This is a genomic window from Nonomuraea sp. NPDC004186 (genome assembly GCF_053603495.1).
In genome coordinates this window covers 1-12,600 of record NZ_JBSGFQ010000211.1, presented here as the reverse complement: position 1 = coordinate 12,600, position 12,600 = coordinate 1, and the positions used below count along the sequence as shown (strand labels likewise).

11 protein-coding genes and 2 pseudogenes are annotated in these 12,600 nt (G+C 71.4%); 2 read left to right on the top strand and 11 right to left on the bottom strand.

The annotated features are described in order from the left end of the window. Positions 1-16: 16 nt before the first annotated feature. Positions 17-1,072: pseudogene (locus ACWEPL_RS63195) on the top strand (serine hydrolase domain-containing protein). 131 nt (positions 1,073-1,203) lie between these two features. Next, positions 1,204-1,986: a MerR family transcriptional regulator gene (locus ACWEPL_RS63190; protein WP_363980427.1), complete on the top strand. Its 783-nt coding sequence runs from the start codon at positions 1,204-1,206 to the stop codon at positions 1,984-1,986. A gap of 26 nt (positions 1,987-2,012) precedes the next feature. Here the strand turns inward: ACWEPL_RS63190 and ACWEPL_RS63185 are convergent. The 11 genes and pseudogenes from ACWEPL_RS63185 to ACWEPL_RS63135 form a co-directional block, all read right to left on the bottom strand. After that, positions 2,013-2,473, bottom strand: a pseudogene (locus ACWEPL_RS63185) (Tn3 family transposase); the annotation flags it as partial. 22 nt (positions 2,474-2,495) lie between these two features. Then, on the bottom strand, positions 2,496-3,404 hold the full coding sequence (locus tag ACWEPL_RS63180; RefSeq protein ID WP_452442508.1) for a helix-turn-helix domain-containing protein: 909 nt from the start codon (positions 3,402-3,404) through the stop codon (positions 2,496-2,498). Positions 3,405-3,523: 119 nt separating this feature from the next. Next, positions 3,524-4,936 (bottom strand): MFS transporter, encoded by a 1,413-nt coding sequence (locus ACWEPL_RS63175; protein WP_452442506.1) that lies wholly within the window; start codon positions 4,934-4,936, stop codon positions 3,524-3,526. 119 nt (positions 4,937-5,055) lie between these two features. After that, entirely contained in the window at positions 5,056-6,042 is a 987-nt protein-coding gene (locus ACWEPL_RS63170; protein WP_452442504.1) for an NAD-dependent epimerase/dehydratase family protein, read from the bottom strand. 124 nt (positions 6,043-6,166) lie between these two features. Continuing rightward, complete coding sequence (locus ACWEPL_RS63165) at positions 6,167-6,676, bottom strand: GNAT family N-acetyltransferase (RefSeq protein ID WP_452442509.1); 510 nt, start codon at positions 6,674-6,676, stop codon at positions 6,167-6,169. A gap of 377 nt (positions 6,677-7,053) precedes the next feature. After that, positions 7,054-8,136: a ribosome small subunit-dependent GTPase A gene (gene rsgA, locus ACWEPL_RS63160; protein WP_452442502.1), complete on the bottom strand. Its 1,083-nt coding sequence runs from the start codon at positions 8,134-8,136 to the stop codon at positions 7,054-7,056. A 237-nt stretch (positions 8,137-8,373) separates the two neighbouring features. Further along, a complete protein-coding gene (locus tag ACWEPL_RS63155) occupies positions 8,374-8,862 on the bottom strand; it encodes an Ohr family peroxiredoxin (protein WP_355203658.1) in 489 nt (162 codons plus the stop codon). Between the two features lie 50 nt (positions 8,863-8,912). After that, entirely contained in the window at positions 8,913-9,623 is a 711-nt protein-coding gene (locus ACWEPL_RS63150) for a hypothetical protein (RefSeq protein WP_452442500.1), read from the bottom strand. A gap of 168 nt (positions 9,624-9,791) precedes the next feature. Continuing rightward, positions 9,792-10,694: an RNA polymerase sigma-70 factor gene (locus ACWEPL_RS63145; RefSeq protein ID WP_452442498.1), complete on the bottom strand. Its 903-nt coding sequence runs from the start codon at positions 10,692-10,694 to the stop codon at positions 9,792-9,794. A 58-nt stretch (positions 10,695-10,752) separates the two neighbouring features. Further along, positions 10,753-11,472: an alpha/beta fold hydrolase gene (locus ACWEPL_RS63140; protein WP_452442496.1), complete on the bottom strand. Its 720-nt coding sequence runs from the start codon at positions 11,470-11,472 to the stop codon at positions 10,753-10,755. Next, positions 11,469-12,600 (bottom strand): CDGSH iron-sulfur domain-containing protein (locus tag ACWEPL_RS63135; RefSeq protein WP_452442494.1); only part of this gene is annotated, 1,132 nt, incomplete at its 5' end. The genes ACWEPL_RS63140 and ACWEPL_RS63135, both read right to left, overlap by 4 nt.

Sequence of the window (12,600 nt, the reverse complement as noted above, 5' to 3'; positions counted from 1 at the left end):
ATCCGGATTCGTCGGGGTGTCGCTGCGCGTGCACGATGAGCGCGGCGAGTGGGCCGGCAGCGCCGGGGCACGCGCGCTGGGCGGGACCGCCAAGCCGCCGGTCAACGGGCATGCCCGGATCGGCAGCAACACCAAGACCTTCACCGCGACCCTGGTGCTGCAACTGGTGGCCGAGGGCAAGCTCGAGCTGGACATCCCGGCGGCGGACTACCTGCCCGAGTTCGGGCTGGACCGGCGGATCACGGTGCGGATGCTGTTGCAGCACACCAGCGGGCTGTTCAACTTCACCGGCTAGGTCTACGACGACGGGACGATCGTGCACGGGATCCCCGTCCCCTACAGCACCACGAGCAAAGAGTGGGTGGACAACCGGTTCCACACCTACCGGCCCGAGGAGCTGGTACGTCTGGCGCTGTCCAAGCCGGCCCGGTTCGCACCGGGGACCGGCTGGAGCTATTCCAACACCAACTACGTGCTGGCCAGGCTGCTGATCGAGAAGGTCACCGGCCGCTCGCTGGCCGAGGAGATGCAGCGGCGGATCCTGGGGCCGCTCGGGCTGTCGGGCACCGTGGTGCCGGACGCCTCGCCGGAGATCCCGGAGCCGCACGCCCACGTCTACTACCGCTATGAGGACGCCGGCCGGCACAAGACGATCGACATCACCCGCCACAACCCCTCCTGGGTCTCCACCGGCGGTGACATGATCTCGACCAGCCAGGACCTGGCCACGTTCATCTCCGCGCTGATAGGCGGCAAGCTCCTGCCGGCCCCGCTGCTGGCCGAGATGTGCGCCCCGCACGCCACGGGCATCCCGAACATGGACTACGGGCTGGGAGTGTTCGTCCAGAAAACGGACTGCGGCGGCACCGTCATCACCCACAACGGCGGCACGGTCGGCTCCGCGGCGCTGATGTACGGCACGCCCGACGGCGGCAAGACCCTGACCGCCGTACTGCACTGGGTGGACGACGCCGACCTCTCCATCGCAGCAGCGTTCCAGACCGCCCAGCAAAAGCTCGTCAACGAGGTGTTCTGCGGCGAGCAGGCCGATCCGGCTCAGCCGACGGACTGAACACCTGTGACCCGTACGCCTCGAAAGGCGACCCCTTCTGGTCGTGCATCAGGGAGAACGCGAACGGGGGCCACCTGCTCGGCTGTGGTCTGCCCAGTCGCCGAGCTCGAGCACAAGGCAGGATTGCGCAGATGAACGGAGTCACGATCGGGCAGGCGGCGGCGTTCGTCGGCGTCACGGTGAAGACGGTGCGGCACTACCACAAGCTCGGCCTGGTGAAGGAGCCGGAACGCGACAGCTCCGGCTACCGCAGGTACGGATCGGCCGAGCTGTTGCGGCTGGTGCAGGTCCGGACGCTGGCCGCCGCCGGGGTGCCGCTGGCCGAAGTCGGGCCCCTGCTCGACGCCGACCCCGCGCTGTTCGCCGCCGCGCTCGCCGACGTCGAGCGGCAGCTCACCGAACGGATCGAGGAGCTGATCGCGCGCCGTGACACGCTGCATCGACTCGCCGACGGAGACCGGGCGCTGCTGCCGGACCGCGCCGTGGCGCTGCTGGAGCGGCTGTCCGGCCTCGGCTTCCCTGCGGACGAGGTGGCGGCCACCAGGGAGGGCTGGGTACTGGCCAGGGCCCTGGTCCCCGAGGGCTTCGACGACTACCTCACCCATGTCGAGCACGCCCTCGACGACCCCCGCTTCGTCGCGTTGAGCAAGCACGCAATCGAAGCCACGGCATGGAAGCCGGACGACCCGCGCCTGGCCGAACTCGCCACCGCCATGGCCGACCACTTCCTCGCCAACCCCGCACACCTGAAGATCGTGACCGGCCTGCAAGCCCGCACCGACGCCGCAGCCCGGTACACGCTGATCGCCCACCACGGCGAAGAGCAGGGATCGGCCACGGCCCGGGGGATCGCGCTCGTCGAGGCCAAGCTCCGCGCCGCGGGCATCCATATCCCCAGACCAGAAACCCACTGACCGCGCCGGTCCCCCATCCTCTCGCCGAGCTGCCGCAGCCCTTCGGCCGGGGCGGAGGAGGCGATGGCGTAGCGGCCCAGGACGTTGAGGTGGGCGTGACCAAGCGGGCTGAGCCGGACGGCGTCCTCGTCTTTGACCGGGATGCCGTGGGCGCGCAGCTGGTCGACGGCGGCCGACAGGTACTTCGAGTTCCACAGCGCGACCGCGTTGACTACAAGACCAAGAGCCGCCAGTTGGTCTTCTAGTCCTTCGCGGTAGGCCTGCCGGATCTCCCCGCCGTTGCCGTGGCAGATCTTGCGGGCCAGCCGGTGCCGGGATTCCTGCACGGTGAGCTGCTTGTTGAGCCTGCGCCCGTACAGCTGGTGTCGATGCGGCCGTACTTGGCGAACGCTTGCCCGAGCGGGGTCGGACGCCCGTTGCGTGCGAACATGAGCAGCAGGTCGTAGGCGCGCACCTGGTAGGTCACCAGCGATCCGGCGGCCCGGGTCCGAAAGGAGGTGCCGGACGGATCAGCGGTGTGCGCGCAGCGCGGCCAGCACCCATGCGAAGGCCGGTACCGCCGGTGGGGACGGTTTCTGGCCCTTGAGGATGCTCAGGAGCTGCCAGTACCGCTCCACCCGGGGCTCGGCGACCATGTCCAGCCACATGACCAGAGCGGCGGTCTCCTCGGCGGGAAGGTCGTCGGGGATGATCCGCTTCAGGATCGGTCGTGCCCCGGTCGATTCCGGCGTGATGCCGCGCGACAGAGCGGTGCCCGCGTGCTCCAGGACCAAGGGCCGGAGGTTGAGGCCGTACTCCAGGCGGTTGTCGTCCTCACCGCTGAGAACCATCCTTCGGACCGTCTGCCGGAAGCCGTCGTCGGCCACCAGTTCGGCCAGTTCCACCCACGCGTTGATCTGTTCGGAGGTGGGGTCCTCGGGGAGGTCCGGCGGCAGGTCGCGCATCCAGCCCGCGACCAGCGCGGCGTCCTCGTCGACGACGCCGGCGAAGGCGCGGTCGACGAAATCGTCGATGATCTGCTGACGTTCCCGTGCCGACAGTCGGGCGAGTGCGTTGATCAATGCGATCTCCTTGGTTGAGCTGTCACGGTTGGCGAGCACGCGCAGGACGGACCGGCGTATCTTCAGAGTGCGGATCTCGGTGTCGAGCGCTTTGACGTGCAGGTCCGCCACTTCGCTCAGTGTGGCCCGCTGCTCCAGCACCTGCTGGACGGCGTCGAGACCGAGCCCGAGATCGCGAAGCGTCCGGACCAGGTCCAGCCGCGCGACCGCCTCCGCGTCATAGAGCCGGTAGCCGCCCCCCGACCTCTGGACCGGGGGGACGACGCCGCAATCGGACCAGAAGCGGATCGTGCGCGCCTGCAGCCCCGTACGCCGGGCCAGCTGCCCGATCGTGTAAAGACCCGTCGCGTCGTTCATGATTCGAATCTGCACCTTCCACCCGGTGGAACCTCAAGCGATTTGTCGGAGATTCTCGCCGTGGAGCAGCCGTTGAGGGGGCGCAGACCGAGGATGTACGAACCCTGACCACGGCAGCGTCAATCGCGATCGGCGGCGAGCGCGGGGTCCGTCCGGTTGGCCGCGTGTGCGGTCAGGGCGCCGAGCGCGCACAGGAGCGCGAGCCCGAACAACACGTACCGCGCCGAGTCGAGCATCGACCCGCCCCCCAGGTTGACCAGGACCCCCGCCACCGCCGTGCCGAACGCGATCGACAGACTCGTCACCGTGGCGATCCCCGCGGCCGCCCGCCTGCCCTCCTCCGGATCCCGCGTGCTGGACATCGCGGCCACCGACAGGTGCGGATAGGCCAGCCCGATGCCCGCCCCGGCCGCGAACAGCACCGGCACCCACACCGCCACCAGCCACAGCGGCGTCTCCTCACGCTGCAGCAGCCCCTGGACGAGCAGGCCCGCGGCCAGCAGCACCGGGCCGAGCACGCGCAGCCGGCGCACCGCGCGCCCGCTCGTCACCGACGCGCTGCCGATCTGGGTGAGCGACCAGCCCAACGAGATGGCCGCGGCGAAGAACCCCGCCACGAGCGGCGCCAGCCCGGCCAGCCGCTGACCGAACAGCGGCAGGAACGACTCGGCCGCGACCCCGCAGGCCAGCAGCCCCAGCGTCAGATAGACCCACTTCAACGACGAACCGCTCCGGTACGTCGCCTGCGGGAAGACCCGCAGCTCACTGCCCCGCTCATGGATGACGAACCCGGCCATCAGCAGCGCCGCCGCCCCGATGCCGGCCGCCTTCGCCGGCGTGCCCGCCAGCACCCCCGCCACGCTCACGGCCCCGGCGGCCGCCATGACCAGCAGCAGGGACATGACCGGGACCGGCGGGCGCAGGTCCCGGTCGTGTCCGCGTCCCGGCAGCACGCGGGGCACGAGCGCGCCGCACGCCACCGAGACCGCCGCCATCACCGCGAACGCCAGCCGCCACGAGCCCAGCTGGGCGAACAGGCCCCCGAGCGCCGGACCGGCGAAGTTTCCGACACCGTACATCGCCGACATCAGCGCGGTGCCGCGCGTCCAGAGCCGGGGCGGCAGCGCCGACCGGATGACGGCGAACCCCAGCCCCGACAGCAGCCCCGCCCCGAACCCCTGGACGCCGCGCGAGGCCAGCAGCACCGCCATCGCCGGGCTCAGCGCGCAGGCCAGCGAACCCGCCGTGAAGACGGCGAAGCCCAGCAGGTACGCGCCGACGTTCCCCCACCGGGACAGGAACCGGCCGGCGAGCATCGTCGCGATCACCATGGCGACGAGGTAGATGGTCATGTTCCAGGCGTAGAAGCCCGCGCCGCCGAGGTCGGCCACCGCGGTCGGCAGCAGGCTCGCCGCGAGGTAGATGTTGATCGCACCAACGAGCACCCCGCCGGCCAGCACGATCATCGGACCTGGCAGCCCCGCCTCGGCGTGGGTTTGCCCGGATATCGGTTCGTTGTCGTCAGCACTCATGGCTTCAAGGCTGTCGTTGAACCGGTCCCGGAGAGTTTGCGCCGCCTGCCGGGCGACGGTGCTGGGCCGGGCGGCGGGAGAGCTTCAACCCGCGGTGGAACCCCGGCCCGCGCGGGCCGTCAGCCGAGGGCGTCGAGCAGTTCGCGCTCGCGCTGGGCGCTGAGGCCGGCGCGCCGGCCGCGCTCCAGCCCCTGCTCGCGCTCCCAATCCAGCGTGTCGGCCAGCATCTCCACCCGGGGCCGATGGCGCAGCCCCGCGGCATGCGCCGCGGCCCCGGTCCGGGACGCGAACCCTTCCCAGCCCGGCTCGACCAGCCACATCGGCAGCGACTCGGGCCCCATCCACTCGGCCACGCCGTTGGCCAGCAGCCATGCCGACTCGGCGGTGACCACCGGGCCGGTGTGCCCGCCGGCGGCACGGGACAACTCGATCCACTCCCCGAACGGAACGACCGGCCCGACGGCGTCGAAGGTGCCGGCGACGCCCTTCTCGCCGGCGTCCAGCAGCCAGGCGGCCAGGTCGCGTGCGTCGATCGCCTGGGTCGGCAGGTGCGGCGCGTCGGGCACCAGCATCGGCCCCTGCCGGTCGCGGGCGGCACGGGCCGCCCAGTAGCCGGTGCGTCCGCTGTGATCGCCCGGGCCGCCGATGAGGCCGGCGCGGGCGATGAGCAGGCGCTCGCCCACGGCCGCCGTGGACGCCAGCTCGCAGGCGGCCTTCGCCTCGCCGTACAGGTCGCGGTCGACCTCGTCGCGATCGGTCGCGGGGAGCAGGGCCGTGGACTCGTCGGCGTCCGGCGCGGCGTGGGAGGCGTAGGCGCTGACGGAGGAGACGTAGGTCCAGTGCCGGGCCCGGTCGCCCAGCGCGTGCAGGGCCTCGCGGACGAAGCCCGGCTGCCATGACACCTCGATGACGGCGTCCCATTCCCGGTCGAGCAGCAGCTCGTACGCCGAAGGATCACGCCGGTCGGCGGCCACCAGTCTCGCTCCGTCCGCCACCTGGCCACTCTCGCCGCGCGCCAGGCATGTCACCTGATGGCCGCGCTCGATCGCCTGCCGCGACAGCTCCCGGCCCAGCCAGGCCGTTCCCCCCAAAACCAAGATCTCCATCCCGACACCCAATCATCGCGAACGCCGAGCACCCAGCCGGGTTCACTGACAGCGCACCGGATTCGCCGAGAGCGGAGCGGGGCCTGCCCGGGACGCGGTTCGCCCCGGGCAGGCCCGTTGAGTGTCAGACGCCGAAGGGCGCGGGGTAGACGATGGTGCCGCTGGGCACCGCGATGGTGTCGTCGAAGACGAGGGCCATCATCGCCTCGTCGGGCACCTCGAAGGAGGGGTGGATCCCGTACGCCGAGGCCGGAGTGAAGCCGAAGCGCGGGTAGTACTCGGGGTGGCCGAGCACGAGGACGAGGTTCTCGCCCTTGTCGCGTGCGGCCTGGAGACCGGCGCGGATGGCGGCCGAGCCGGCGCCGGTCTTCTGGTACTCCGGCAGGACCGCGCACGGGCCCAGCGCCAGGGCCGGAGCGGCGCCGACGTGGCAGCGGGTGAGCAGCGCGTACCCGGCCACGGTGCCGTCGGGGGTCTGGGCGACGATGGACAGCTCGGGCGACCAGGCCTCATCGACGCGCAGCGCCTCGATGAGGCCGGCCTCCAGCGGCGTGGGGAAGGCGCCGAGGGCGACCGTGCGGATGGCGGGGATGTCCTGCGGGGTCTCGGCGCGGGTGATCCAGGTGTGCGACATGGTGTTCTCTTCTCTCGTCGTGGGGCTGGTGGTGGCAGTACGCGGGACGTAGCCGGTGTAGGCGTACCGGCTAGGCGCGCAGGTCCGGGGCGGGGTCGGGGTGGTCCATTCGCATTCGGTGACCACCAGGACGCCGCCGGGGGCCAGCAGCAGTGCGGCGCGGCCTGGACCGCAGCCCAGGTCCAGCGTCCTGGGCCGGTCGGGCAGCGGGCCGGCCAGGGTCAGCAGCCGCTGCGTGGTGGCATCGGAGCCGGGCCCCTGGCGGGGCAGGTCGTAGAACGCGTTGAGGATCGCGTCATCGTTGAAATCGGGCACTGTGCCAGATGTTCCTTCAATAGAAGAGAGGCAGCGGGCCGCGGGGCATGCCCGCGCCCGGGTCACGACCGGCGCTGCCGGTCCCGGAAGGCGTAGGTCTCACGCAGCGAGCGGGTGATCGCCTTCTTGCGATCGTCGTGCTGGGCGCGCAGGCGCGCGTCGCTGCGGGAGCTGGCCCAGGCGTTCTCGCGCTGGAGCTTGCGGTAGCTGTCGAGGCGGCGTTCGCTCAGATCACCTGAGGCGATGGCCGCCTGGACCGCGCAGCCGGGCTCGGAGTCGTGGTCGCAGTCGCCGAAGCGGCACTGCTGGGCGAGCTCCTCGATGTCGGCGAAGACCTGCTGCAGGCCCTCGTCGGCGTCCAGGAGGCCGACGCCGCGCAGACCGGGGGTGTCGATCAGCACGCCGCCGCCGGGAAGCGGGACCAGACTGCGGCGGACCGTGGTGTGGCGGCCCTTGCCGTCTTGCGCGCGTACGTCGCCGGTCTCCAGGACCTCGGTGCCCAGCAGCGCGTTGCCCAGCGTGGACTTGCCCGCTCCGGACGGGCCGAGCAGGACCACGGTGCCGGTGAGCGCCGCGGCGAGCGTGTCCATGCCCTGGCCGGTGGCGGCGCTGGTGGCGATGATCTCCACCCCCGGGGCGAGCTCGGTGATGGCGGTCACCGCCTGGCCGGGATCGGCCGACTGGTCGGCCTTGGTCAGGACGATCACGGGCTGGGCGCCGCTCTCCCACGCCAGCGCCAGCAGCCGCTCGATCCGGCTCGGATTCAGCGGGCCGCCGAGTGAGACGGCCACGACCGCCGTGTCGACGTTGGCGGCCAGGGCCTGGCCGTAGGAGGTACGCGACGCAGATGACCGGACGATGACACCGCGCCGTGGCAGCAGCGCGACCAGCTCGGGCGTGGGGCCGGGCCGCAGCGCCGCCCAGTCGCCCGTGCACGGGGACTCGACCGGATCCGGCACCGCCGGGAGCGAAAGGCGGGCCCGGAGCGGGCCGGTTTCGGTGATGACGTCGCAGGCGCCGCGATCGACGCCGACCACGCGGGCGGGAATGAGCCTCGCGGAGCGGTAGGAGGCGAAGGACTGTTCGAGCCCTGCGTCCCAACCGTACGCGGACAGGCCATCGTCAAAGGAATGCTCGAATGACAACGGAATGGAACCCTTTGCAGAAAAGGGGCCTTGGCGGATGGGACATGCCGCATCCGTGCCAGGGAAGGCGCCTCGAAAGGTCAGCCAAGGCCCGGGGACGTGAGGATGGACCGAGTGCCGCAGATGGCAGCCATCACCACGACGGTCATTTAACCTCACCTCCCTCGAAGAGTTCCTGTTGTCACGAACGTGTCTTGCGTTGGACAAGGTAGCAGCATGAGCAGCCACCCGCAAAGATCAGGGGGTGGCGAGGTTGATGGTGGCGGGGATGCCCTGGCGGGTCATCTTGGCGTACGGGCACAGCGCGGTGGCCTGGGCGAGCAGCGGGGTGACCCGGTCGGGGTCGGCTCCGGGCCAGGTCACGACGAGGTCGGCGCTCAGCTGGTAGCCGCCGTCGGCCGGGTCGCGGCCGAAGGCCACGCTCGCCTCCACGGTGATCGACGCGGGGTCGAGGAGGTGCCGGCGGGCCAGCAGGCTGAGGGCGCCGTGGAAGCAGGCGGCGTATCCGGCGGCGAAGAGCTGTTCGGGGTTCGGGCCGGGGTTGTCGCCGCCGAGCTCCTCGGGCATCCGCAGCTGCAGGTCGAGGGTGCCGTCGGCGGAGCGGGCCCGGCCGGTGGCCCGGCCGTGGGCGGAGCTGCCGCCGCTGACGGCGACGCGCGTGACATAGAGGGGTTTGAACGTGGAGCCGCTGTAGTCGTGCTCCGTGGACAGCATCGGTTCGTTCACCGGTCCGCCTTTCAGCGGCGCACGGGGCGCCTGGGGTGAGGGCATGCTGGTCATGGGCGGTGCCAGCGCTGCAACTTGTCGGGGTTCAGGACGATCCACACCGCGGTGATCTCGGCTTCGGCGACGCTCACGCCGACCACCGCCACGGCCCGGCCCGCCTGGCGCAGCACCAGGCCCGTCCGGCCGTTCACGGACTCGACGGCCACCTCGGTGCCGGGCCGGCCGGCCAGCAAGGACGTGACGAACCGGGCGACCGCGTCCGCGCCGTAGGTGGGGCGTACGGGGGCGCGCAGTTTGCCGCCACCGTCGCTGACGACGATCGCGTCCGCGGCCAGGACCTCCCGCAGCGCCGCCGTGTCCCCCAGGTCGCAGGCCGCGGCGAAGCGGCGCGCGACCCGGTCGTGCCGGACGAGCATCCCCTGGTCCGGCCTGGCCTGCTGGTGTGCCGGGCGCCTGGCGGGCCGGGGGCGGGGCGCCGGGGCGGCGGCGGGGGACGGCGCTCCGGGCGTACCCGGTCCGGGCAGGGGGCCGGGGGCGGCGAGCAGTTCCAGGCAGATGCCTCCGGCGACCCGCGTCAGCCAGGCGCGCGGCATCGCGATGCCGGAGCGTTCCTCGTCGTCGAGGGCGTACCAGCGGCGATAGGTCTCCTGGACGATCCGGTCAGCCGTGCTCTCCGAGCCGAACATCCACAAGGCGATCTCGAGCAGGTGCTGCCGCTCGTCGAGCATCTCCGCCAGCGTCCCGGCGCTCACGTCGGCCATGTCCGGCCACCCTCACGGCCAGGAGAGCAGGCCTGTATCCATGCTGTGAAGGTGCCGGCGTGGCCGCCGGGCAACGAGGTCGTCCGCACGATGTCCTCTGTTCTTTCGGAGTCGGCAGTTAAGACAGGACAGCCGCTCAAGTTGTGACACCCCACAGAAGCCGAACGTCTAACCCCCTCGTGAGCGGTCGTACGCGCCGAGTTTGGCCGGGTTGACGATCCACATGACGTGGTGGATGCCTTCCGGCGAGGCCTCGATGGTGAGCAGGGTGACCTCGGTCCGGTTGCGGGGGACGAGCACACCGGCGCGCCCGTTCACCTCGACCCAGGTCAGTTTGGCGCCCGGCCAGAACCTCGGCGCGTACGCGGCCAGGAACTTCGCCACGCGGCGGCTGCCCAGCAGGGGGAAGCGCGCCGCCCCTCGGATGCCGTTGCCGTCGGAGGAGCTGACGACGTCCTCGGCGAAGAGGCCTTCGAGGGCGGCGATGTTCCCCGTCTGCGCGGCGTCCAGGAAGACCGCCAGGAGGCGCCGATGCTCCGTCTTGTCGATGGGCTCGCGCCGTGCGGCGGTCAGCCGTTTACGGGCGCGGCTCACGAGCTGGCGCGCGTTGACCGTGCTGACCTGTAGGATCTCCGCGATCTGCGGATAGGGGTAGACGAAGGCCTCGCGCAGCACGTACGCGGCCCGCTCGGTGGGGGTGAGCCTCTCGAGCAGCAGCAGGAAGGCGAGTTCGAGCGCTTCACCCCGTTCGGCGCCCAGCGTCGGGTCCATGCTGGTGTCCACCGGTTCGGGGAGCCAGGGCCCGATGTAGGCCTCGCGCCGCGAACGGGCGGACTGGGCGACGTTGATGGCCAGGCGGGTGGTGATCAACGCCAGGAAGGCCGGAGGGTTCTCGACGGTCGAGCGGTCGGTGTTCTGCCAGCGCAACCAGACTTCCTGAAGGACGTCCTCGGCTTCCACCGCGCTGCCGAGCATCCGATAGGCGATGCCGAACAGCCGCGGGCGCAGCTCGACGAAGGCGGACGCGGCCCGTTCGAGTGCGTTCGCCTGTTTCAGTGATCCCACTTGCATGATTCCCCCACGCCTTCGCTCTCCACATCGATCCGTCCCCCGGCCGGGCGAGCCCCGTTCAGCCCCGTACGTGGCCGACGGCGTCGAGCACGTCGGCGGCCACGGCGTCAGGCTGGGACGTCGCGATCGCATGCGAGGCCCCGGCGACCTCGCGGGTGCCCCGCGACCCGGCCCGTTCCGCCATGAAGCGCAACGCCGCGGCCGGGATGCTGAGGTCACGCTCGCCGTGGACGAACCACGACGGTTTGGTATGCCAGCCCGGCTCGCTCGCCGCCAGCCCGTCGGTGAGCGCCCGTTCGGTCACCGGCCGCTGGGTGGCGGCCATCAGGGCGGCCTCGTCGGCGTCCACGTCGGCGCAGAACTGGTGGTGGAACTTGTCCGCGGCGATGCGGAACTCGTTGCCGCCGGAGGCGACCGGGTAGGCCTCCAGCGCGCCGCCGAGGGTGCTCCCCTCGAACTTTCCCGACAGCAGGAACGCGCTCTCACCCGGCTCGGGAGCGAACGCGGCCACGTAGACCAGGGCCTGCACGGCCGGGTTGCCGGCCGCCGCCTCCGTGATCACCATGCCGCCGTACGAATGGCCGACCAGGACGACCGGACGGCCGATCCCGTTGATCACATCACGCACGTACGCGGCATCTCCCTCCACGCTGCGCAGCGGGTTCGCGGCGGCGACGGCGGTCAGCCCGCGATCGTGCAAGCGCCGGATGACGCGGTTCCAGCCGGCCGATTCGGCGAAGGCGCCGTGGACCAGGACGATGACAGGCTGCTCGCTCATGAGTGGACCTTCCCTGCGTTCAGTTCGGTGGGCCGGGGTTCCTCGCGGAAGCCGATCTCCCGGTGGGTGCCGTCGCACAACGGCTTGTTGCCGGAATGGCCGCAACGGCACAGCGTCATCCGGTTGCGGGCCTCCAGCGGCCGGCCGTCCGACCGCACGACCGGCACCTTGCCGGTGACCCACAGCGCGCTCGCCAGCCCGTCCTCTTCCTCCAGGACCGAGATCGCCTGCGGCAGGTCGGGCTCGATCGTCTCGCCGCCGCGCTCCAGGGTGTAGCTGTAGGAGCCGGAGGGGCAGTGGTCGATGCGGCCCATGACGGTGGAGCGCACGTCGCTGTCGCCGGTGTCGGCGAGCATCGCGGCGATCGGCCTGGTGCGCCCGATGCAGAAGGCGGCATGGACGCACTGCTCCCCCACCCGCTGGGCCGAGATGCCCACCCCGTCGTGCACGTGCTGCAACTCCTTGTACGGCCGCATGACCGCGCTCTCCGTGCCGTCGAACCCGATCACGGCGTGGGTCCCGTCGCAGAACGGCTTCGACGACGAGTGACCGCAGCGGCACAGCGCGTAGGTGTCCTCGGTCTCCAGGGGCTCGCCGGTCTTCCAGGTCAGCGCGTCGTTGTTCTCGGCAGAGACGATCTTGCGTTTGCGTCTGAGGGGGACGCCGCCGTACACGACGTACGGGCCGTCGCGCAGCACGACGATCCGCTGCCGGTCGCCGACGCTCCACCGGCGCAGCTCGGGTGGCACGTACTCGAAGGTGGGGCCGGCGGTGGTGCCGTCTTCGTCGGGCATTCCCATCAGGGCCCGGGCCTGGCCCTTGAGCGCGTACATGGTGCCGGTGGCGGCCCCGAGCAGCTTCGGACTGCCGTTGAACGCCCGTTCAAGCAGGTGCAGGACCGCGCAGTAGGTGTGGTTGAACTCTTCCTGCGCGGTCCTGATCGCGCTGCCCGGCTCGTGGTCGGACAGCCGCGGGTTGTGGCGCATCGGGGGTACGCCGGTCAGGTTCACCTGGATGGCCTCGCCGGTGGGCGCGCTCTGCGGGGTGTCGCCCCGCTGGTAGCGGCGGCCGAGCTTGAGCTCCTGGAAGCGGTAGTAGTGGCCGACTTCTTGGCGTTCGGGGTGGAAG

Bases quoted from the DNA above. Each gene is read 5' to 3' on its own strand.
- ACWEPL_RS63190 (WP_363980427.1), top strand. From the start codon at position 1,204: ATGAACGGAGTCACGATCGGGCAGGCGGCGGCGTTCGTCGGCGTCACG.
- ACWEPL_RS63180 (WP_452442508.1), bottom strand. From the start codon at position 3,404: ATGAACGACGCGACGGGTCTTTACACGATCGGGCAGCTGGCCCGGCGT.
- ACWEPL_RS63175 (WP_452442506.1), bottom strand. From the start codon at position 4,936: ATGAGTGCTGACGACAACGAACCGATATCCGGGCAAACCCACGCCGAG.
- ACWEPL_RS63170 (WP_452442504.1), bottom strand. From the start codon at position 6,042: ATGGAGATCTTGGTTTTGGGGGGAACGGCCTGGCTGGGCCGGGAGCTG.
- ACWEPL_RS63165 (WP_452442509.1), bottom strand. From the start codon at position 6,676: ATGTCGCACACCTGGATCACCCGCGCCGAGACCCCGCAGGACATCCCC.
- ACWEPL_RS63150 (WP_452442500.1), bottom strand. From the start codon at position 9,623: ATGGCCGACGTGAGCGCCGGGACGCTGGCGGAGATGCTCGACGAGCGG.
- ACWEPL_RS63145 (WP_452442498.1), bottom strand. From the start codon at position 10,694: ATGCAAGTGGGATCACTGAAACAGGCGAACGCACTCGAACGGGCCGCG.
- ACWEPL_RS63140 (WP_452442496.1), bottom strand. From the start codon at position 11,472: ATGAGCGAGCAGCCTGTCATCGTCCTGGTCCACGGCGCCTTCGCCGAA.